The organism is Streptomyces sp. NPDC043996, assembly GCF_056435225.1.
Window position 1 is genome coordinate 447,720 of record NZ_JBWKEY010000001.1, and the last position, 20,298, is coordinate 468,017.

A 20,298-nucleotide genomic window follows, 5' to 3' on the forward strand; every position below is an offset into this window, starting at 1 on the left:
CCTAGTCCTCCTCCTCCATCAGCAGCCGCGCGGTGTCGGCGAGCCGCGCCTCGCCGCCGGTGCCGAGGAGGCTCGCGGGCCGGTCGCCGAGCCAGGCGTTGCCGGACAGCCACCAGTCGGCGGCGCCCCACGGGTCGCGGTCGGCTTCGAGGACGGTGTTGACCTCGACGACGACCGGCAGCGGCCGGGCGTCCCCGCCGAACTGGAAGCGGGGCAGGCGCGCCCGCCCGCCGACTCCCGGCAGCCGGATGAGCCCCGGCGCGTCCGGCCGCCCGCCGCGGCGGCGCACGGCGGCCGCGTCCCAGGCGGGGGCGGCGAGCAGCCGGTCGCGGACGGGCCCGAGCACGGGGCCGACCATGCGGTGGCCGTCCATGAGGAGCACGGCCAGGTCCTCGGCGACGTAGCCGTGGTGGACGGGGTGCGGATCGCTCCCGGCGTCGGGCACGCTCAGGACGAGCCGCCCCTGCCGCCCGGCGGGCCCGGCCCCGCCGAACTCCTCGGGCAGCCGCTCCCGAAGGAGCCCGGCGGCGTCCTCGGCGGCGGCCCGCCGGACCGTCTCGTCGGCGCCCTCCCGGCGTACGTCCGCGAGGAGCGCGGCCAGACGCTCGCGCGACGCACCCTCCAGACGAACCGCGACACGATCCCACTCGGCCGCCGCGACGGCGAGGACAAGGTAGGGGTTCACGGCACCGCTCCTCCTGTACGAGTGCCACCCACCGCCCGCGGGCGACCCTTGGGGCGGTTGTCACGGGGGCGGCCCAAGGGGCGGTGGGCGCCCGGATACCGCGTCATCGCGCGACCCCGCCACCGAGCCCGGCCAGAAACCGCACGACGCACGCGCGACGCACCCTCCAGACGAACCGCGACACGATCCCACTCGGCCGCCGCGACGGCGAGGACAAGGTAGGGGTTCACGGCGCCGCTCCTCCTGTACGGGTGCCGCCCACCGCCCGCGGGCGACCCTTGGGGCGGTTGTCACGGGGGCGGCCCAGAGGGCGGTGGGCGCCCGGGTAGCGCGTCATCGCGCGGCTCCGCCGCCGAGGCCGGTCAGGAGCCGTTCGACGAGGTCGGCGCGGGCGTGGCGGCGTACCACGAAGTGCACGTCCCACGCGGCGCCGCGGGCGAGTTCGGCCTCCACGGCCGCCCACAGCGCGGCGAAGCTCTCCAGGGGCGAGAGGCCGCCGCGGCCGGCGCCGAGCAGCGGCAGGCAGATCGAGGTGAGCGGCGGCCCTCCGCCGTGCCCGGACTCCTCGCGCAGGAGGGCGAAGGCGCGGGTCACGCCGCGGGTGACGTCGGCGGCCTGTACGTCGTAGTCGTTGGTGCCGGGCCGGGGGACGGCCACCGCGACGTGGTAGATCCGCCGTATCCCCTGCTCGGCGAGCGCCCCGGCGGAGGTCGCGACGACCGTCCCTGGCGAGGCCCCCCGGCCCGGCACTCCGTGCCGGGAGGCCCACCCCCGTAACTCGTCGTGGACGTGGTCCTCGACGAGGCCCCCCGAGGGGTCTTGGCGCGCCCCGGCCCGCCGCAGCGTCGCCGCGACGGACGACTTGTAGGCGGCGGGCAGCGCGAAGTAGGTGTTGGACGGCGACACGACGACGTCGACGTCGCGCAGCAGGTCCACGGAATGGACGTGCACGGTCGTGGAAACGGTGCGCCCGGCGACGCGGACGGGCACCTCGCGGTGCGCGCGCGGCACCAACAGGCGCTCCGGCGGCCGCTCTTCGGCCCCCGCGGGTACGGTCCCGCCCGCGTCCGCGCGGGGGTCGCCGGAGCCCGCGAGGGCGCGTGCCCCGATGCCGACGATCTGCTCGGCGACCTGCCCGAGCACGATCAACTCGTGGTGCTTGCGGAAGCGTTCGACGCTGACGCCGTACTCCTGGGCGGCGCGCCTGCGCCGGTCGGCGGCGGGCCAGTCGCGGGTGCCCTGGGCGAGCCCGAGGCTGTACTCGGCGGCGACCTGGAGGGTGCCCCCGCCGACGGCGGACACGGCGCCGCGCAGGAGCCGCTCGACGGCCGAGGCGTCGGTCAACCCGCTCCCGGGCGGGTGCAGTTCACGGGCGACGCGGACCAGCTCGGGGGTGTCGAGCTCGCGCAGCCTGACGACTCCGGCGCGTCGCACTCTCCTCACCTCCGCGAGTACCGATCCGTGATCGGGCGGACGAGGAGTGACCGGCATGGCGGCAAGGATCGCACCGCGTCACACCCGTCACAAGCCCCGCCCACCCCCTCCGTTCCCGCTCCGTGCCTGCCCCTCGCTCTCCATTGCACACCGGGCGCCGGGCGCGGACGGGGCGGGCCGTGGGCGGCTTCGGGGCGGAAACCGGCGCCGGGGCGGCCGCCGCCGCGCCACCCTGCGGGCGTTATTGATCACTCACAGGGGTTGATTCCGGCCCCCGCGCGCATATCGGGCCACGCCGGGCGCAGCCTCTGGGCGGGTGATCGCAAAAACGGATCACCCGTTGACCGGACTACTTGACCGGACCTCGGAGAGGGAGTGCTTCATGCCCGCTATGCCCACTATCTCCTCCATGCTCTCGATGCTCTCGACACCCTCCGCCCGCTCGCGGCGGCGTGCCGCCCTGGCCGCCGTCGGCGCGGCGGCGGGGGTGCTCGTCGCCCTGGCGGCGGACGTCGCGCGGACGGCCGCGAACACCGGCTCCCGGGCGGGCCGCTGCTGCGGAGTGCGCCGCCCGCTGCGGGCGCTGCGACGGCGGCGCGACGACGGGGCGCGGCTGCCGCGGCGCCCGGGTCAGGAGGGCGCGGCCCTGCACAAGGCGTGAACCGCCGCGGGGGCGGGGGCACTTGGCGGTCCGCCGGGTGCCCCCGCCCCCTCGTGCGCGCGGTGCCGCGCGGTGCCGTTCGGCTAGACGAACAGGCTCACGAGCGCCGCGACCGCGAAGCCCGCGACGGACAGGACCGACTCCAGGACCGTCCAGGTCTTCAGGGTGTCCCGCTCGGAGATCCCGAAGTACTTGGCGACGATCCAGAAGCCGCCGTCGTTGACGTGCGAGGCGAAGATCGAGCCCGCCGAGATGGCCATGATGACCAGGGCGGTGAAGGCGTGCGAGTAGTCGCCCTCGGCGAGCAGCGGGGCGACGATGCCCGCCGTGGTGACGATGGCGACGGTCGCCGAGCCCTGGGCCACGCGCAGCACCAGGGAGATGAGGTAGGCGAGGACGATGATCGGCAGGCCGACGTCGTTGAAGGTGTCGGCGAGGGCGTCGGCGACGCCGCTGCCCTTGAGGACGGCGCCGAAGACCCCGCCCGCGCCGACGACGAGGAGGATGTTGCCGACCGGCTTCAGGGACGCCGTGGACACCGTCTCCAGGGACTTGCGCGACCAGCCGCGGCGGATGCCGAGCAGGTAGTACGCCATCAGGAGCGCGATCGTCAGGGCGACGAAGGGGTGGCCGAAGAACTCGATGACGCTGCGGAGGGTGGACGGGTCGAAGGCGATGGAGGAGAACGTCGCCAGCAGGATCAGCAGCAGCGGGGTGCCGATGATGAGGAAGACGGTGCTCAGGGCGACCGGCTGCTCCGTCGGGGTCAGGCCCTGCGCCCGCTGTTCCTCGGCGACGGCGGCCTTCGCCTCCTCGGAGGCCTCCAGCATGTCCTGCGGCACGGGCACGAAGATCCGCTTGCCGATCCAGGCGGAGTACACCCAGGCCGCGAGCACGGCCGGGATGCCGCAGACGGCGCCCATGAGGATGACCCAGCCGAGGTCGACGTTCAGCAGGCCCGCGGCGGCCACGGGGCCGGGGTGCGGGGGCAGGAAGGCGTGGGTCATGGACAGGCCCGCGAGCAGCGGCAGGCAGTACAGGAGGATCGACTTGCCGCTGCGCTTGGCGGCGGCGTACACGATCGGCGCGAGCACGAAGATGCCGACGTCGAAGAAGACGGGGATGCCGAAGATCAGGCCCGTCAGGCCCATGGCCACCGGGGCGCGCTTCTCGCCGAAGAGGTTGAGCAGCCGCGAGGAGAGGGCCTCGGCGCCGCCGGAGACCTCCAGGATCGCGCCGAGCATCGTGCCGAGGCCGATGATGATCGCCACATGGCCGAGGATGCCGCCCATGCCGGTCTCGATGAGCGAGGTCGCGGTCGACTTCTGGACCGTGCCGAAGAGTTCGGTGACCGAGAGGCCCGCGGCGAGTCCCACGGCTATGGAGACGGCGAGCAGGGCCACGAACGGCTGGAGCCTGACCTTGATGATCAGGTAGAGGAGCAGCAGGATGCCGAGGGCGGCGACGGTGAGCAGTCCCGCCGTGCCGTCGAGCAGGAGCATCAGACCGCCGGTGTGCGGGATCTTCTCCGGTTCCGCGGCCGCGGCGAGCGCGGTGAGGGCTCCGGGGGAGCCCGAGGGGGCGAACGGGGACATCGTTGACCTCGTAAGTGCATGGGGCTTTCTGGGCAGGGGGGATCGCGACGGGGCGCGCCAGGGGGTGTCGGGCGCCGCGTCGTGATGACAGGCGTGTGGTGGGGGGTGGCGACGCGGCGGACGCGGGCTCGGGGGTGAGGGCCCGCGGCCGCGGCGTCAGGGGAACGCGATGCGCGTCCCGGGGCCTCAGCCGAGGACGGCCAGCGCGTCGATCTCGATCAAGAGGCCCGCGGGCAGGCCCACGTACACGGTGGTGCGGGCGGAGGCGGGGGCCTTGAGGCCCTGCTCCTCGAAGTACTGGTTGTAGATCTCGTTCATCTCCGCGAAGTGGTCCACGTCCGTGAGGTAGACGCGCATCATCATCACGTCGTCCCAGGTCGCGCCGCCCTCTTCGAGGATCGCCTTGACGTTGGCGAAGGTCTGCAGGGTCTGCTCGCGCAGGGTGGGGCCCGCCGGGGTCGGCGCCTTGCCCTCCTCGGCGGGCAGGAAGCCGACCTGGCCCGCGACCTGGAGGATGTTGCCCTTCTTGACGCCGTGGGAGAACTTCGCGGGCGGGGCGGTGTGGGTGGCCGGGGTGATCGCGGTCTTCGCGTTGCTGTCGGTCATGAACTTGCTTCCTTGATAGGGGCCTTGCCGGAGTACTCCCGGCTGATCGCCTCCGCGGTGCGGCGCACCAGCGGCAGCAGGGTGAGGAGTTCCTCGGCGGTGACGACGACGTTCGGCGCGGACACCGACATGGCGGCGACGACCCGGCCGTCCGCGCCCCGGATGGGCGCGCCGACGCAGTTGATGGACTCCTCGTGGCCACCGAGGTCGGTGGCCCAGCCCTGTTCGCGCACCAGCGCCAGCTCCTTGAGGAAGGCGGCGGCGTTCGGCGTCGAACGGGACGTGTACGTGGGGTAGTCGAGCTTCTCGGCGATGACGCGGCGCTCGGCCTCGGGGAAGTCGGCGAGCAGCAGCTTCGCGACGGCGGCGACGGTGATGGCCACCGACTTGCCGATGCGGGAGTACATCCGCACCGGGTAGCGGCTCTCCACCTTGTCGATGTAGACGACCTCCCCCTCCTCGTACACCGCGAGGTGGACCGTGTGGCCGCAGCGGTCGTTGAGCGCGAGGAGGTGGGGGTGGGCGATCTCGCGGACGTCGAGGTGCTCGACGGCCTCCTGGGCGAGCGCGAAGAGGCGGGCGCCCAGGCGGTAGCGCTGGTCGGACTGGCGGAAGACCAGGCCGTGTTCGTGCAGGGTGCGCAGCAGGCGCAGCGCGGTGGACTTGTGGACGCCGAGGCGGTCGGCGACCTGGCCCAGGTCGGCCGGGCCCTCGGCGAGCAGCGGCAGGATGGTCAGGGCACGGTCGACGGTCTGGCTCATGGCGTACGTACCTCCTCCTCGTCGGCCTCGGTGGGGCCGGGGGTGGCCGTCCAGCCGGGGCCGAGGCGCAGTGTCTCCCAGGCGGCGGGGTCGAGCGCGGCGAGCGCGTCGGCGTGCTCGCGCGCGGGCGGGGCCGCGAGGTCGCCCGGGACCGTGAGCGCGGCGGCGGCCAGCAGGTGGCCGTGGCGCAGCCGCCGCTCGGCGGACAGGCCGCGCAGGGTCGCGGACAGGAAGCCGGCGGCGAAGGCGTCACCGGCGCCGACCGGCGCGACGACGTCGACGCGCGGGGCCGGGACGAAGGTGACGGTGTCGCGGCCGGTGGCGTGGTCGGTGGCGAAGACGGTGGCGCCCCGGGCACCCTCCTTGACGACGAGGTGGGCGGGTTCGGGGAGCGCGGCGCGGACGGCCGCGGGGCCGCCGGTGACGCCCCAGGCGGCCGCGGCCTCGTCGACGCCGACGAAGACGAGGTCGGCGCCGCGCGCCAGGTCGAGCAGGACGGTGGGGCTCTCGCCCGCCTCGGGCCACAGGCCTGGCCGGTGGTTGACGTCGAAGGAGACGAGGGCGCGGCGTCCGGGCTTCCGGTCGCACAGCGCGCGCACCAGGGCGAGGCAGTCCGCGGAGAGCGCCGCCGTGATCCCCGACAGGTGCAGGACGCGCCCGCACCACAGGGAGTCGTGGGCCACCGTCCGCGGTGACATCGCCGACGCGGCCGAGCCCGCGCGGTAGTAGACGACCTCGTGGGCGTCGCTGTCGCGGTCGTCGGCGGTGCGGAAGTAGATGCCCGTGCGGCGGCGCGGGTCCCGGCCGACGGCGGAGGTGTCGACCCCGTACGCCCCGATCGCCTCGACGAGGTGGTCGCCGAACCCGTCGGCGCCGACGCGGCTGACCCAGCGGGTGCGGTGCCCGGCTGCGGCGAGGGCGCACACGACGTTGGACTCGGCGCCGCCGATGCCGCGTTCGAACGCGGGGACGTCGGCCAGGCGCCCGGGGCGCGTGGGCAGGAAGGTGACCATGGACTCGCCGAGGGCGACGACGTCGAGGTCCGGGCCCGCGGGGCTGCCCTGCGCGGTGCCCGGGGTGCCGCTCGCGCCCGGCACCACGACCCCGGGCGCGGCGCCGCCCCCATGGCGGGTCGGGCCCGGGGTCGCTCCGCCCGGCGCACCGTCGGGTGCGCCGGGGGTCGTGGCTCCGTCTGCTCCGGTCACGCTGGTGTCAGCCCTTCACTCGTCGCTCGGCGGGCGCCGCGCGCGGGGCGCGGTCCTGTGGACTCGTCGGGCCCGGGACCGGGCCGAAGGCGCCCGCGGGCGCCGGTCCGGTCCGGCTCGGGGGCCAGGTGGCCGGATCCGTTGACCCGACGTTGGCTCGGATGTTAGACAGCAGTAAGCGACATACGCAATGAACGTTGCAGTATATGCAACGCACTCCCTGAGGAGGCGCCCATGGCCGCCGACACGCCCGCCGATCGAGCCGCGAACGCCCTCGCCCGCCTGGCTGAGGAGCGGGTCGACCACCGCTTCAAGGGCCTGCCGCCCGACGCCGAAGGACTCACGGTGGGCGAGCTCGCGGCCGAGCGCCGGTCCCTGTTCACGGGCGGCTTCACCACCCCCGTGCTCGCCCTGTCCGCCGAGCGCCTGGAGCACAACCTCGCGCTCATGGAGGCGTACGCGGCCCGGCACGGCCTCGTCTTCGCGCCGCACGGCAAGACGTCCATGGCGCCGCGGCTCTTCCAGCGCCAACTGGACCACGGCGCCTGGGGCGTCACCCTGGCGGTGCCCCACCAGGTGCGCGTGGCGCGGGAGTTCGGCATGGCGCGGATCTTCCTCGCCAACGAGCTGGTCGACGCGGCGGCGCTGCGCTGGCTCGCGGGCGAGCTGGACGGGGACCCCGACTTCCGCTTCCTCTGCTACGTGGACTCCGTGCGCGGCGTGGAGCTGATGGACGCGGCGCTGCGGGCCGCCGGGGCGCGCCGCCGTGTCGAGGTCGTCGTGGAACTCGCCGCGGGCGAGGGCGCGCGGACCGGCGCCCGCACCGGGGCCGACTGCGCGGCCGTCGCCGACGCCGTCGCGGCCGCCTCGACGCTGCGGCTCGCGGGCGTCGCCGGGTACGAGGGCGAGGTGCCGGACGCCACCCCCGAGCGGGTGCGCGCCTATCTGCGGCGCCTGGTCGCGCTGGCCGCCGAGTTCGACGCGGCGGGCCGGTTCAAGGCGGATCCGCCCGGCGACGTCGTGATCAGCGCGGGCGGCTCCGCCTGGTTCGACGCGGTGGCCGACGTGTTCGCGGAGATCCCCGAACTCTCCCTGCCCGTCCTGAAGTTGCTGCGCTCGGGCGCGTACGTCTCACACGACGACGGGCACTACCGCCACCTCACCCCCTTCAACCGCGTGCCCGACGAGGGCGCCCTTCAGCCCGCCTTCCGGCTGTGGGCCCAGGTCGTGTCGCGGCCGACGCCCGAGCAGGCCTTCATCAACGCGGGCAAGCGGGACGCGGCGTACGACCTCGACCTGCCCGAGGCGCAGGTCGTGCGGCGGGACGGGGTGGAGCGGCCCGCGACCGGGATCGAGGTGCACGCGCTCTCCGACCAGCACGGATGGCTGCGGACCGGCCCCGAGGCCGACCTGGAGGTCGGCGACTGGGTCGGCTTCGGGCTCTCGCACCCCTGTACGTCCTTCGACAAGTGGCAGCTCATCCCTCTGGTCGAGGCGGACGGAACGGTCACGGACTACATCCGCACGTACTTCTGACCCGCGTGGGACGCCCCAGACCCGCCCCTTCCCGATCCTGGGGCTCCGCCCCAGACCCCGCTCCTCAAACGCCGGAGGGGCTAAAACTGTCGCAGCCACGGCCGGGAGATCCAGCCCGTCCGGCGTTTGAGGACGAGGCGCGGAGCGCCAATGCAGTTGAGCGGGGGGAACGGGGGCAGCCGCACCCGGATCGGGAAGGGGCGGGCCTGGGGCGCACCCGCGAGGCCACACCACCCGCACCCAGAGAGGCACCCCCATGGACCTGGTCATCCGCGGAGCGCGCGTCATCGACGGCACCGGCGACACCGCGTACACGGCGGACGTAGCGCTACAGGACGGAAGGATCGCCGAGATCCACCCGGAGGGCACCCCGGGCCCCCGCCCGACAGCGCCCCGCACCCTCGACGCCCAGGGCCTCGCCCTGTCCCCCGGCTTCATCGACATGCACGCGCACAGCGACCTGGCCCTGCTCCGCGACCCGGACCACAGCGCGAAGGCGGCCCAGGGCGTCACCCTGGAGGTCATCGGCCAGGACGGCCTGTCGTACGCCCCGGTGGACGACCGCACCCTGGCCGAGGTCCGCAAGGCGATCACCGGGTGGAACGGGGACGGCTCCGACATCGACTTCGACTGGCGCACGGTCGGCGAGTACCTGGACCGCCTGGACCGCGCGCACGGCGGCCGCGGCATCCCCGTCAACGCCGCGTACCTGATCCCGCAGGGCACGGTCCGGATGTACGCGATGGGCTGGGAGGACCGCGAGGCGACGCCCGCGGAGCTGGAGCGGATGAAGGAGCTTGTCGCCCAGGGCATGGAGCAGGGCGCGGTCGGCATGTCGTCCGGCCTGACGTACACGCCCGGGATGTACGCCAAGGACGCCGAACTCACCGAGCTGTGCCGGGTGGTGGCCGGGTACGGCGGCTACTACTGCCCCCACCACCGCAGCTACGGCGCGGGCGCCCTGGAGGCGTACCGCGAGATGGTGGAGCTGACCCGCACCGCCGACTGCCCCCTGCACCTCGCGCACGCCACCATGAACTTCGGCGTGAACAAGGGAAAGGCGCCGGACCTGCTCGCGCTCCTGGACGAGGCGCTCGACGCGGGCGCCGACATCACGCTCGACACCTACCCCTACACCCCGGGGTGCACGACGCTCGTGGCGATGCTGCCCAGCTGGGCCAGCGAGGGCGGCCCCGAGGCGATCCTCGCCCGGCTCCAGGACGACGAGACCGCCGAGCGCATCCGGCACCACCTGGAGGTCATCGGCTCCGACGGCTGCCACGGGGTGCCGATCGAGTGGGACACCATCGAGATCTCGGGCGTCTCCGACCCGGGGCTCGCCTCCTGCGTCGGCAAGACCCTCCAGCGCTCCGCCGACATGCGCGGCGAACAGCCGTGGGTGACGGCCCGGCGGCTGCTGCTCAACGACCGCCTCGGCTCGACGATCCTCCAGCACGTGGGCCACGAGGAGAACGTGCGGGCCATCATGCGCCACCGCGTGCACACCGGCGGCAGCGACGGCATCCTGCAGGGCTTCAAGCCGCACCCGCGCGCGTACGGCACGTTCCCGCAGTACCTCGGCCGGTACGTACGGGAGTTGGGGGTCCTTTCCCTGGAGGAGTGCGTCGCGCACCTGACGTCGCGGGCCGCCGCCCGGCTGCGGCTGCCCGACCGCGGGTACGTGCGCGAGGGCTACCGCGCCGACCTCGTCCTCTTCGACCCGGAGACGGTCGCGGCCGGGTCGACGTTCGAGGCGCCGCGCACGCCGCCCGTGGGCATCCCGCACGTCCTCATCGACGGGAAGTCCGTGATCGAGGACGGGCGGCGCACGGACGTCATCGCGGGACGCGCCGTGCGCCGGACCGGAACCTGATCCCCGAGGGTCAGGGCTTGGGCAGCGTGCAGCCCGGACGGCTCAGGTCGATCTTGTTGCCCGCGCCGACGCAGGGGACGATCGTGTAGGTCTGCTGGCCGTAGTTGATGCCCTGGCGGACGGTGACGTTGCCGTTCTCGTCGACCTCGCACGGGTTGTTGTCGGTGCAGCGCTGGCCGTCCTCGTTGCCGGTGTTGTTGACGGCGACGACCTTGCCGGTGGCGTCGTCGACCACCGGCGAGCCCGAGGTGCCGCCGATCGTCTGGCACGCGGAGGTGTAGCGGACCGAGTCCTTCCAGGTCCAGCGGCCCTCCTTCAGGCGGTAGGCGAAGCCGTCGACGTTGCACTTGTACATCCGCTTCCAGTAGCCGGACACGACCGTGATGGCCTTGCCCTGCGCCGGGCGCGCGGAGTCGAGTTCGAGGGCCTTGATGCCGTAGCGGCTCTCGATGTCGCGGTAGGTGCTGGTCAGTTCGTACAGCGAGACGTCGGTGTCGGTCATCGTGCCGTACGCGATCTTGCTGGCGCGCACGGTGCCCAGGTTGCCGCCGCTGGCGTTCAGGAGCGTGAAGCTGCGGGTCGAAGGACGGTCGACGATGACCTGGCCGGGGGCCGGGAAACCGGTCTCCAGACAGTGGCCGTTGGACATCACGAGCGCGCGGTCGCCCGGCTGCGAGCTGGGCACGCGCACGACCGAGCCGGAGCAGTTGCTCAGCGCCACGGTCCCGGCGAAGGTCACGGCCTTGGCCTTGGCCTTCGCCTTGGCCTGGGTGGCCGCGGCGGGCTGCGCGGCCGCCGCCCGCTTGTCGGACGACGGCGCCTCGTCGCTGACGGCGGCCGCGGGCATCGCCGTCGCGCCGAGCAGCAGGGCGGCGAAAGCGGCACCGACGAGAGGCTTGTTCATGTGGGGGTCCCCTCAGCTGACTGTGTGACCGAATGACTGCGTGACCGAAGGTTCTTCGGTTTTGTCATGCGCATTGTTGGGGTCGCCGGGCCCCGCCACAAGACCGCGTACGGCCAAGAACGGCCCACGAGGACCACGAGGACGCGCCCCCGCCCACCGCCGCCAGTGACCGAGCTCTCCCCGCCCGAGGCGCCCCGCCCGAGTAGGCTCGGCGGTATGCAGGTGATCCAGTCGACGAAGCTCGCCAACGTCTGTTACGAGATCCGGGGCCCGGTGCTCGAGGAGGCGATGCGGCTCGAAGCGGCAGGTCACCGCATCCTCAAGCTCAACACCGGCAACCCCGCCGCGTTCGGCTTCGAGTGCCCGCCGGAGATCCTGGAGGACATCCTCCGCAACGTCGGCGACGCGCACGGCTACGGCGACGCGAAGGGCCTGCTCGCCGCCCGCCGCGCCGTGGTGATGCACAACCAGACCCTCGGCATCGAGACCGACGTCGAGCACGTCTTCATCGGCAACGGCGTCTCCGAGCTGATCGTGATGGCCATGCAGGGCCTGCTCGACGACGGCGACGAGGTGCTCGTCCCCGCGCCCGACTACCCCCTGTGGACCGCGGCCGTCTCCCTCTCCGGCGGCACCGCCGTGCACTACCGCTGCGACGAGCAGGCCGACTGGATGCCGGACCTCGCCGACGTCGAGCGCAAGATCACCGACCGCACCAAGGCGCTCGTGATCATCAACCCGAACAACCCGACCGGCGCGGTCTACGACGAGGCCGTCCTGCGCGGCCTCACCGACATCGCCCGCCGCCACAACCTCCTGGTCTGCTCGGACGAGATCTACGACAAGATCCTGTACGACGGCGCCAAGCACACCGCGACCGCGGCCCTCGCCCCCGACCTCCTCACGCTCACCTTCAACGGCATGTCGAAGTCGTACCGCGTGGCGGGCTACCGCGTCGGCTGGATGTCCATCTCCGGCCCCAGGGCCCACGCCTCCTCGTACATCGAGGGCCTCACGATCCTCGCCAACATGCGCCTGTGCGCGAACATGCCGGGCCAGCACGGCGTGGTCGCCGCCCTCAGCGGCCGGCAGACCATCAACGACCTGGTCCTGCCGGGCGGCCGCCTCCTTGAGCAGCGCGACACGGCGTACGAGCTCCTGACCCAGATCCCCGGCGTCACCTGCGTGAAGCCGAAGGGCTCCCTCTATCTCTTCCCGCGGCTCGACCCGAAGGTCTTCAAGATCAAGGACGACCGCCAGCTGGTGCTCGACCTGCTCAGGGCCGAGAAGATCATGGTCGTCCACGGCACCGGCTTCAACTGGCCCGAGCCCGACCACTTCCGCGTCGTCACGCTGCCGACGGCACCGGACCTGGCGGACGCGGTGACCCGGATCGGCACGTTCCTGGACGGCTACAGCCAGCCGTGACGCCCGGACGGGCGCCCGGATCGGATGCGACTCAACTTTAGACAGAATCTAAGCTAGGATGGGACCCACAACAGCTGGGAGACCCATCTCATGTACGAGCCGATCCGCACCAAGTCGGTCCACACGATGGCCGACCCGGGCGACTTTCCGCACCGAAGCCGCGAGGAGGAGCTGGACATCCAGCTCGCCGGACATCTGGCCGCCCTGCTCGCCGTCACCGACGAGCTGCGCGCCCTCGCCCCCGACCCCGACCTGGACACCGCCGCCGAGCGCCTCGCGGCCCAGGTCGCCCGCCTGCGCGGCGGGCACCCCCCGGTCCGCGCGGCGGTGGCCGCCGCCATCCACGAACCCCATCTCTCCGCCCTGCACCAGCGCGCCCACGCCCTCGCGGGCCGCGCCCTGGTCGTGGCCGCGTCCCGCGCGGACGCTCGCGCGGCGATCTTGGCGGCGGAGCGGATGGAGTCCCATGACGCCGCTGGTCGCGGCACCGCTGGGCGCTTGGCCAGCGCGGCCTGATCGCCGCCGGGCGCTTGGCCAGCGCGGCCTGATCGCCGCCGGGTGCTTCGTCGGCGCGGCCTGATCGCCGCTCCGCGGCTCGTCCTCAAACGCCGGACGGGCTGGAACCTGCCGGTTGCGGCACGTTCCAGCCCGTCCGGCACGATCTAGCCCGTCCGGCGTTTGAGGACGAGGCCGAAGGCCGATTGCTTTTCGGGGGTCCAGGGGGCGGAGCCCCATGGTTTCGGGAAGGGGCGGGGTGGGGGAAGCCCCCGGCAGGGTCAGCCCAGTCGCGCGACCAGCGCCCGGTACTGGTCCCACAGCTCCACCGGCGTGTGCTCACCGAACGTGTTCAGGTGATCCGGCACCAGCGCAGCCTCCTCCCGCCAGATCTCCTTGTCCACGGTCAGCAGGAAGTCCAGATCGGCGGCGGGCAGCTCAAGGCCGTCCGTGTCGAGGGACGCGGCCGTCGGCAGCACACCGATGGGAGTCTCGACCCCGTCGGCCGTACCGTTCAGACGGCCCACGATCCACTTCAGAACGCGGCTGTTCTCACCGAACCCGGGCCACACGAACTTGCCCGCGTCGTTCTTGCGGAACCAGTTCACGTAGTAGATCTTCGGGAGCTTGGACTGGTCCTTGCCCTTGGCGACGTCCACCCAGTGGGCCATGTAGTCGCCCATGTTGTACCCGCAGAAGGGCAGCATCGCGAACGGGTCGCGGCGCAGCTCGCCGACCTTGCCCTCGGCCGCGGCCGTCTTCTCGGAGGCCACGTTGGCCCCGAGGAACACCCCGTGGTTCCAGTCGAAGGACTCGGTGACCAGCGGCACGGCGCTGGCCCTGCGCCCGCCGAAGAGGATCGCGGAGATCGGCACGCCCTTGGGGTCCTCCCACTCGGGCGCGATGATCGGGCACTGCGCGGCGGGCGTGGTGAAGCGGGCGTTCGGGTGCGCGGCGGGCGTTGCGGACTCCGGCGTCCAGGCGTTGCCCTTCCAGTCCGTCAGGCGTGCCGGGGTCTCCTCGGTCATGCCCTCCCACCACACGTCGCCGTCCTCGGTGAGCGCGACGTTGGTGAAGACCGAGTTGCCCCACAGCGTCTTCATGGCGTTGGCGTTGGTGTGCTCGCCGGTGCCGGGTGCGACGCCGAAGAAGCCCGCCTCGGGGTTGATCGCGTACAGGCGGCCGTCCTCGCCGAAGCGCATCCAGGCGATGTCGTCGCCGATGGTCTCGACCGTCCAGCCGGAGATGGTCGGCTCCAGCATGGCGAGGTTGGTCTTGCCGCAGGCGGACGGGAACGCGGCGGCCACGTACTTCGACTCGCCCTGCGGCGGCGTGAGCTTGAGGATCAGCATGTGCTCGGCGAGCCAGCCCTCGTCGCGGGCCATCACGGAGGCGATGCGCAGGGCGTAGCACTTCTTGCCGAGCAGGGCGTTGCCGCCGTAGCCGGAGCCGTAGGACCAGATCTCGCGGGTCTCGGGGAAGTGCGAGATGTACTTGGTGGAGTTGCAGGGCCAGGGCACGTCCGCCTGGCCGGGCTCCAGCGGGGCGCCGAGGGTGTGGACGGCCTTCACGAAGAACCCGTCGGAGCCGAGCTCGTCCAGGACGGGGCGGCCCATGCGGGTCATGGTGCGCATCGACACCGCGACGTACGCCGAGTCGGTGATCTCGACGCCGATCGCGGACAGCGGCGAGCCGAGGGGGCCCATGCAGAAGGGCACGACGTACATGGTCCGGCCGCGCATGGAGCCGCGGAAGACACCCCCCGTGCCGTCCTGGCCCTGGAAGATCTCCCGCATCTCCGCAGGCGCCTTCCAGTGGTTCGTCGGCCCCGCGTCCGCCTCCTTCTCGGAGCAGATGAACGTGCGGTCCTCGACACGCGCGACGTCCGTCGGGTCCGAGGCCGCGTAGTACGAGTTCGGCCGCTTGATCGGGTCGAGCTTCTTGAAGGTGCCCTTGGCGACGAGCTCCCCGCACAGGCGCTCGTACTCGGCTTCGGATCCGTCACACCAGACCACGCTGTCCGGCTGCGTGAGTGCCGCGATCTCGTCGACCCAGGAGAGGAGCTCCTGGTGGGTGGTGGGGACGGTGAGGGGAGCCGCGATGTCGCGCGCCACGATCGCTCCTTGATGAGGGGTTTGTGGTTGGTTGCCCCGTGGGGGCTGCGACCCGGACGCTTCGTAGCTGCTCATCCGGTGCCGACCGCACTCATTTGATCATCCGTCGCGCGTGCCCATCTGTCCAGAGGGCCGCACACGTGAGCGGAGTGAGCATGACCACTCGTGAGCAAGACCACTCACAGGCGTGAGCATGGCCACTTATAGGATCGAGATTCACCGCTTTGATACGTAACTTACGGTTCCGTAGGTACGATGCGGGCCATGACCGCTCCCGTCCCCGAGGCGATCACGAACTCCGGAGCCATCCCCCCTGGTTCCCCGGACGCCGCCGCCACCGCCGCACCGACCCCGCCGCTCCCCGCGAAACCGAAGCTGCGCGGCTGGCTGCACGCGGGGATGTTCCCCGCGGTGCTGGTCTCCGGCCTCTTCCTGACCGCCCTCGCGGACTCCACGCGCGGGCGTGTCGCCTGCGGGATCTACGTCCTCACGGCCTGCCTGCTGTTCGGCGTGAGCGCGCTCTACCACCGGGGCGACTGGACCCCGCGCATGGACGGCGTCCTGCGCCGCCTGGACCACGCGAACATCTTCCTGATCATCGCGGGCACGTACACCCCGCTGACGCTGCTGCTCCTGCCCGGCGCCAAGGGCGCCTGGCTGCTGTGGGGCATCTGGGCGGCGGCGCTCGCGGGCATCGTCTTCCGCGTCTTCTGGGTGGGCGCCCCGCGCTGGCTCTACACCCCCTGCTATCTCGCGATGGGCTGGGCGGCCGTCTTCTTCCTGCCGGACTTCCTGCGCACGGGCGGCATCGCGGTCCTCGTCCTGGTCGTCGTCGGCGGCCTGCTCTACAGCGTGGGCGGCGTGGTGTACGGCATCAAGCGCCCCAACCCCTCCCCGCGCTGGTTCGGCTTCCACGAGGTGTTCCACTCCTTCACCCTCGCCGCGTTCGCCGTGCACTACGTGGGCATCTCGCTCGTCGCCTACCAGCACGGCTGAGGCACCGCACACCCGGCGGCGCCCCGGGGCGCCGCCGGGTGTGCGAATCCCCCGTCCCGCGCCGTGCCGCCCGTGCCATCCTGGGCCCCATGAACGGTCCGGAGATCCTCATCGACTTCGCACCCGGCCTCGCGCTGTTCGTGGCCCACGAGCGCCGGGGCCGCCCGAGCACGGCCGTCACCGACGGCGCGTCGACGCTGGGCCACGTCGTGGAGTCCCTCGGCGTGCCGCTCACCGAGGTCGGCGCCCTGGTCGTGGACGGGCACGAGGTCCCCACCGGTCATGTGCCCACCGCCGGACAGCGGGTCGAAGTGCGGGCGGTGCCGCGCCCCCAGCGGCTCCCCGAGCGGCCGGACGAGGCGGCGGACGAGGCCCCGGGCTTCCTGCTCGACGTACACCTGGGCACGCTCGCCCGGCGGCTCAGGCTGCTCGGCGTGGACGCGGCGTACGAGAGCAAGGACATCGGCGACCCGGCGCTCGCCGCGCTGTCCGCCGCCGAGCGCCGGGTACTCCTGAGCCGCGACCGGGGGCTGCTTCGCCGCCGCGAGCTGTGGGCCGGGGCGTATGTGTACAGCGACCAGCCGGACGAGCAGCTGCGGGACGTGCTGCACCGCTTCGCGCCCCCGCTGCGGCCGTGGACGCGGTGCACCGCCTGCAACGGCGCGCTGCGGGCCGCCCGCAAGGAGGACGTGGCCGAGCGGCTCGAAGGCGGCACGCGCGGGTCGTACGACGTGTTCGCGCAGTGCGGCTCCTGCGGCCGGGTCTACTGGCGCGGCGCCCACCACGAGCGGCTCGACGGGATCGTGCGCTGGGCCCTCGCGGAGACCGAACGCCTCCGGGCGCCGCACCGGTCCTGACACACGACACCGGGGTTCAAAGGCCGCCGCCTTTGAACCCCGGTGCTGTGTCTTCAGTGCCGCGTCTTCAGTGCCGCTGTCGGCTAGTTGCCCCAGGTGCCCTGGTTGACGGCGCAGTTCCAGCCGTTGCCGCGGACCTGGAACTTCACCTTGTAGCTGTTCTTGTTCAGCAGGCGGGTGCGGACCTGGACGCCCAGCTTGGCCTTGCCCGCGAACGACTTGTCATAGACGGTGACGGAGCGCGACGTCTTGTGGGTGATCTTGCCGCCCTTGGCCGTCGCCCGGCCGAAGCGGATGTTCTTGACGTTGGTGACGGTGAACTTCACCTTCGAGAACTTCTGGTTGCTCTTGTTCTTGATGCCGAAGTACAGGCCGTTGCCCGTCACCCAGCCGCCCCGGCCGATGTAGAAGCGCGACGTGTAGACGATGTCGATCGGGCAGGCGGCGCTGGTCGCGGCGAACGTCTCGCCGCCGCTCGGCTTGGAGGCGGAAGCGGCGCGCTGAGTGGAGTCACCCGTCGCGGAGGCGGGGCCGGCGAGGCCGAGCTGGGCGGCGGTGATGAGCCCGGCCGTGCCCAGGGCTGCGGCGGTCGTACGCGTCATGCGGTTCACTGCGGTGAGTACCTCTCCCCCGGTGCCCCTGTTCGCAGGGGCCAACTGACAGAACGATGCCAAACATTCACAGCGGCTCCTTACGCCACTGCGACGCCCGTATTGGTATCACGCCGATGGTCACACAAGGAGCACAAGGTGCCCGTGCGCCCCCTGCCGTGACAGAAGCAGGACAATCGGCGGGCAGCCGCGCGGGGCGATTGACCGTCAGGGGGCGCACGGCGGCCTGCCGTCAGGGGCTCGCCTTCCGGGGGCGGGGGTTCAGCGCAGGGCGCCCAGCGCCGCCGCGAGGTCGGCCGGGTCCGTCGTGGGCCGGTCGCACACGAAGTCGCGGCACACGTACGCCGTCTCGCGGTCGTCCACCAGGGTCCGGTCCGCGAGCAGCGGCAGTTCCCCGTCCGCCGGGCCCACGGCGACGGCGGCGCCGGGCGCCGTGCCGAGCAGCGCCACCCGGTGCATCGGGCCGTCCACCTCGCCCACCACGGCCACCTCGCGGGGCCCGTCGAGGGCGGCCTCGGCGACGGCGAGGCCGTGCCCGATGAACCGGGGCACCCGGGGCCCGAGCGCCTTGACGACGCCGAGGGCCCGCTCGGCGGCGCGCCGGTGCGGTGCGGCGCCGGTGTGCGCGACGTAGCCGAGCAGCGCCCCTGCGGCGGCGGTCCAGCCGGAGGGCGCCGCGTTGTCCGTGGGGTCCTGCGGCCGCCGGATGAGGCGCTCGGCGTCGGCCGCCGTGTCGTACAGGGCGCCCGTCTCGTCGTCGGTGAACTGCACCAGGACGTGGTCCAGGAGCAGGCCCGCGAAGTCCAGCCAGACGCCTTCGCCGGTCACGGCCGCGAGCGCCAGGAAGCCCTCGGCGACGTCCGCGTAGTCCTCCAGGACACCGGCGTTGGCGCCGACGCGGCCGTCCTTGGAGGTGCGGGCGAGGCGGGCGCGGTCGTCCAGGTGGAGGCGTACGAGCAGATCGCCCGCGCCGACGGCAGCGGCGATCAGGTCGGGCCGCGCGAAGTAGGCGCCGGTCTCGGCGAGCGCGGCGATGGCGAGGCCGTTCCAGGCGGCGACGACCTTGTCGTCGCGCCCGGGCGCGGGGCGCTCGGCGCGGGCCGCGAGCAGCCGGGCGCGGATCGAAGCCAGGCGGTCGGCGTCGGCGACCGCGCCGTCCGTCTGGGGCAGTTGGAGGACGGAGGCGCCCTCTTCGAAGGTGCCCTCCTCGGTGACGCCGAAGTGCGCGGCGGCGAGTTCCGCGTCCGCGTCGCCGAGCACCTCGCGCAGCTGGCCGGGCGTCCACACGTAATAGGCGCCCTCGGTGAGACGCCCCGCCGCGTCCACGCTGTCGGCGTCGAGCGCGGAGGCGAAGCCGCCCTCGTTGGTGCGCAGCTCGCGGACCATGAAGTCGGCCGTCTCCAGGGCGACGCGGCGGGCCAGCTCGGAGCCGGTGGCGCGCCACAGGTGGGCGTAGGCGCGGCACAGCAGCGCGTTGTCGTACAGCATCTTCTCGAAGTGCGGCACGACCCACGCGCGGTCCACGGAGTAGCGGGCGAAGCCGCCGCCGAGCTGGTCGTAGAGGCCGCCGCGGGCCATGCGCTCGCAGGTGTCGGCGGCCATCTCCAGGGCGCCGACGGCGCCGGTGCGGGCGTGGTGGCGCAGCAGGAACTCGATGACCATGGACGGCGGGAACTTGGGCGCGCCGCCGAAGCCGCCGTGGCTGGCGTCGTAGTCCCGGGTGAGGGCGAGCAGCGCGGCGGCGAGATCCGCCTCGCCGGGCCGCTCGTCGCCGCCGTAGCCGGGCTGACGCTCCGACAGATCCCTGACGATCTTCGCGGCGACCTCGCCGACCTCCTCGCGCCGGTCCTGCCAGGCCCGGTGCACGCCGTCGAGGACCTGGCGGAAGGAGGGCATGCCGTGGCGCGGCTCGGGCGGGAAGTAGGTGCCGAAGTAGAAGGGTTCGGCGTCCGGGGTGAGGAAGACGGTCATGGGCCAGCCGCCCTGCCCGGTGGCGGCCTGCACGGCCTCCATGTAGACGGCGTCGACGTCGGGGCGCTCCTCGCGGTCCACCTTGACGCTGACGAAGTGCTCGTTCATCAGCGCGGCGGTCGCCTCGTCCTCGAAGGACTCGTGCGCCATGACGTGGCACCAGTGGCAACTCGCGTATCCCACGGAGAGCAGGACGGGAACGCCGCGCTCGCGGGCGGCGGCGAACGCGTCGGCCGCCCACGGCCACCAGTCGACGGGGTTGTCGGCGTGCTGGAGGAGATAGGGGGACGTCTCGTGGGCCAGTCGGTTCGGCATGGGGCCATCCTCGCTCACGGAGCGCCTGACGGCGGGTTTACCCGGCGCGCCTCGGAACTCGGTTGGTTCGCTGTTCTCGCGGCTGCGGGTGTGTGGGGGTTGAGCGCGCCCACGCGGCGGAGCCGCATATCGACATCGCCTCGCGCCCCTTCGGGGCGCTGCCGTGCGTGGCCTCGCATACGCCGCGTGTTCCCCGCACACTGACACGTACATGTAGAGGCTACGGGGTACGTGCACCCGTGCAGGGCGGG

17 protein-coding genes are annotated in these 20,298 nt (G+C 72.9%); 7 read left to right on the forward strand and 10 right to left on the reverse strand.

Going from position 1 to position 20,298, the window contains the following annotated elements; translation table 11 throughout:
- Nucleotide 1: 1 nt before the first annotated feature.
- Together AC07A4_RS01960 and AC07A4_RS01965 are read right to left on the reverse strand one after the other, a co-directional pair.
- On the reverse strand, nucleotides 2–685 hold the full coding sequence (locus AC07A4_RS01960) for a hypothetical protein (protein WP_478591614.1): 684 nt from the start codon (nucleotides 683–685) through the stop codon (nucleotides 2–4).
- Nucleotides 686–1,018: 333 nt separating this feature from the next.
- The gene (locus tag AC07A4_RS01965; RefSeq protein ID WP_478591617.1) at nucleotides 1,019–2,176 is read right to left on the reverse strand and encodes a macro domain-containing protein; all 1,158 of its coding nucleotides are present in this window, start codon (nucleotides 2,174–2,176) and stop codon (nucleotides 1,019–1,021) included.
- Nucleotides 2,177–2,510: 334 nt separating this feature from the next.
- Between AC07A4_RS01965 and AC07A4_RS01970 the strand changes: the two genes are divergently transcribed.
- Entirely contained in the window at nucleotides 2,511–2,780 is a 270-nt protein-coding gene (locus AC07A4_RS01970) for a hypothetical protein (protein ID WP_478591619.1), read from the forward strand.
- Nucleotides 2,781–2,863: 83 nt separating this feature from the next.
- Here the strand turns inward: AC07A4_RS01970 and AC07A4_RS01975 are convergent, their stop codons facing one another.
- From AC07A4_RS01975 to AC07A4_RS01990, 4 genes are all read right to left on the reverse strand, one after another.
- Nucleotides 2,864–4,375 (reverse strand): GntP family permease, encoded by a 1,512-nt coding sequence (locus AC07A4_RS01975; RefSeq protein WP_478591622.1) that lies wholly within the window; start codon nucleotides 4,373–4,375, stop codon nucleotides 2,864–2,866.
- Between the two features lie 186 nt (nucleotides 4,376–4,561).
- Nucleotides 4,562–4,981: a RidA family protein gene (locus tag AC07A4_RS01980; protein ID WP_478591625.1), complete on the reverse strand. Its 420-nt coding sequence runs from the start codon at nucleotides 4,979–4,981 to the stop codon at nucleotides 4,562–4,564.
- Nucleotides 4,978–5,742, reverse strand: a complete 765-nt coding sequence (locus tag AC07A4_RS01985) for an IclR family transcriptional regulator (RefSeq protein ID WP_478591628.1) — start codon at nucleotides 5,740–5,742, stop codon at nucleotides 4,978–4,980. Before AC07A4_RS01985 ends, AC07A4_RS01980 begins: the two co-directional genes overlap by 4 nt.
- On the reverse strand, nucleotides 5,739–6,842 hold the full coding sequence (locus AC07A4_RS01990) for a sugar kinase (protein WP_478592849.1): 1,104 nt from the start codon (nucleotides 6,840–6,842) through the stop codon (nucleotides 5,739–5,741). The genes AC07A4_RS01985 and AC07A4_RS01990 overlap by 4 nt, the downstream gene beginning before the upstream one ends.
- 339 nt (nucleotides 6,843–7,181) lie before the next feature.
- Between AC07A4_RS01990 and AC07A4_RS01995 the strand changes: the two genes are divergently transcribed.
- Nucleotides 7,182–8,483 carry an alanine racemase gene (locus tag AC07A4_RS01995; protein ID WP_478591631.1) on the forward strand — a complete coding sequence of 434 codons (1,302 nt, stop codon included), beginning with the start codon at nucleotides 7,182–7,184 and terminating at the stop codon, nucleotides 8,481–8,483.
- A gap of 256 nt (nucleotides 8,484–8,739) precedes the next feature.
- On the forward strand, nucleotides 8,740–10,356 hold the full coding sequence (locus tag AC07A4_RS02000) for an N-acyl-D-amino-acid deacylase family protein (RefSeq protein WP_478591633.1): 1,617 nt from the start codon (nucleotides 8,740–8,742) through the stop codon (nucleotides 10,354–10,356).
- Nucleotides 10,357–10,366: 10 nt separating this feature from the next.
- On the opposite strand, the gene AC07A4_RS02005 is transcribed toward AC07A4_RS02000, so the two are convergent.
- On the reverse strand, nucleotides 10,367–11,260 hold the full coding sequence (locus AC07A4_RS02005; RefSeq protein ID WP_478591636.1) for a S1 family peptidase: 894 nt from the start codon (nucleotides 11,258–11,260) through the stop codon (nucleotides 10,367–10,369).
- Nucleotides 11,261–11,476: 216 nt separating this feature from the next.
- On the opposite strand from AC07A4_RS02005, the gene AC07A4_RS02010 reads away from it, so the two are divergent.
- Together AC07A4_RS02010 and AC07A4_RS02015 are read left to right on the forward strand one after the other, a co-directional pair.
- Nucleotides 11,477–12,688: a pyridoxal phosphate-dependent aminotransferase gene (locus tag AC07A4_RS02010; protein WP_478591637.1), complete on the forward strand. Its 1,212-nt coding sequence runs from the start codon at nucleotides 11,477–11,479 to the stop codon at nucleotides 12,686–12,688.
- 90 nt (nucleotides 12,689–12,778) lie between these two features.
- Entirely contained in the window at nucleotides 12,779–13,204 is a 426-nt protein-coding gene (locus tag AC07A4_RS02015) for an SCO4983 family protein (RefSeq protein ID WP_478591639.1), read from the forward strand.
- 260 nt (nucleotides 13,205–13,464) lie between these two features.
- On the opposite strand, the gene AC07A4_RS02020 is transcribed toward AC07A4_RS02015, so the two are convergent.
- On the reverse strand, nucleotides 13,465–15,297 hold the full coding sequence (locus AC07A4_RS02020; RefSeq protein ID WP_478591642.1) for a phosphoenolpyruvate carboxykinase (GTP): 1,833 nt from the start codon (nucleotides 15,295–15,297) through the stop codon (nucleotides 13,465–13,467).
- Between the two features lie 264 nt (nucleotides 15,298–15,561).
- On the opposite strand from AC07A4_RS02020, the gene trhA reads away from it, so the two are divergent.
- Nucleotides 15,562–16,293 (forward strand): PAQR family membrane homeostasis protein TrhA, encoded by a 732-nt coding sequence (gene trhA / locus AC07A4_RS02025; protein WP_478591645.1) that lies wholly within the window; start codon nucleotides 15,562–15,564, stop codon nucleotides 16,291–16,293.
- An 89-nt stretch (nucleotides 16,294–16,382) separates the two neighbouring features.
- A complete protein-coding gene (locus AC07A4_RS02030; protein ID WP_478591647.1) occupies nucleotides 16,383–17,150 on the forward strand; it encodes a Mut7-C RNAse domain-containing protein in 768 nt (255 codons plus the stop codon).
- Nucleotides 17,151–17,233: 83 nt separating this feature from the next.
- Here the strand turns inward: AC07A4_RS02030 and AC07A4_RS02035 are convergent, their stop codons facing one another.
- Together AC07A4_RS02035 and AC07A4_RS02040 are read right to left on the reverse strand one after the other, a co-directional pair.
- Entirely contained in the window at nucleotides 17,234–17,752 is a 519-nt protein-coding gene (locus AC07A4_RS02035) for a hypothetical protein (RefSeq protein WP_478591650.1), read from the reverse strand.
- A 270-nt stretch (nucleotides 17,753–18,022) separates the two neighbouring features.
- Nucleotides 18,023–20,047, reverse strand: a complete 2,025-nt coding sequence (locus AC07A4_RS02040) for a thioredoxin domain-containing protein (RefSeq protein ID WP_478591652.1) — start codon at nucleotides 20,045–20,047, stop codon at nucleotides 18,023–18,025.
- Nucleotides 20,048–20,298 lie beyond the last annotated feature (251 nt).

Bases quoted from the DNA above. Each gene is read 5' to 3' on its own strand.
- AC07A4_RS01995 (WP_478591631.1), top strand. From the start codon at position 7,182: ATGGCCGCCGACACGCCCGCCGATCGAGCCGCGAACGCCCTCGCCCGC.
- AC07A4_RS02005 (WP_478591636.1), bottom strand. From the start codon at position 11,260: ATGAACAAGCCTCTCGTCGGTGCCGCTTTCGCCGCCCTGCTGCTCGGC.
- AC07A4_RS02015 (WP_478591639.1), top strand. From the start codon at position 12,779: ATGTACGAGCCGATCCGCACCAAGTCGGTCCACACGATGGCCGACCCG.
- AC07A4_RS02000 (WP_478591633.1), top strand. From the start codon at position 8,740: ATGGACCTGGTCATCCGCGGAGCGCGCGTCATCGACGGCACCGGCGAC.
- AC07A4_RS02010 (WP_478591637.1), top strand. From the start codon at position 11,477: ATGCAGGTGATCCAGTCGACGAAGCTCGCCAACGTCTGTTACGAGATC.
- AC07A4_RS01980 (WP_478591625.1), bottom strand. From the start codon at position 4,981: ATGACCGACAGCAACGCGAAGACCGCGATCACCCCGGCCACCCACACC.
- AC07A4_RS02035 (WP_478591650.1), bottom strand. From the start codon at position 17,752: ATGACGCGTACGACCGCCGCAGCCCTGGGCACGGCCGGGCTCATCACC.
- AC07A4_RS01985 (WP_478591628.1), bottom strand. From the start codon at position 5,742: ATGAGCCAGACCGTCGACCGTGCCCTGACCATCCTGCCGCTGCTCGCC.
- AC07A4_RS02030 (WP_478591647.1), top strand. From the start codon at position 16,383: ATGAACGGTCCGGAGATCCTCATCGACTTCGCACCCGGCCTCGCGCTG.
- AC07A4_RS01970 (WP_478591619.1), top strand. From the start codon at position 2,511: ATGCCCACTATCTCCTCCATGCTCTCGATGCTCTCGACACCCTCCGCC.
- AC07A4_RS01975 (WP_478591622.1), bottom strand. From the start codon at position 4,375: ATGTCCCCGTTCGCCCCCTCGGGCTCCCCCGGAGCCCTCACCGCGCTC.
- AC07A4_RS02040 (WP_478591652.1), bottom strand. From the start codon at position 20,047: ATGCCGAACCGACTGGCCCACGAGACGTCCCCCTATCTCCTCCAGCAC.
- AC07A4_RS01965 (WP_478591617.1), bottom strand. From the start codon at position 2,176: ATGCCGGTCACTCCTCGTCCGCCCGATCACGGATCGGTACTCGCGGAG.
- trhA (WP_478591645.1), top strand. From the start codon at position 15,562: ATGACCGCTCCCGTCCCCGAGGCGATCACGAACTCCGGAGCCATCCCC.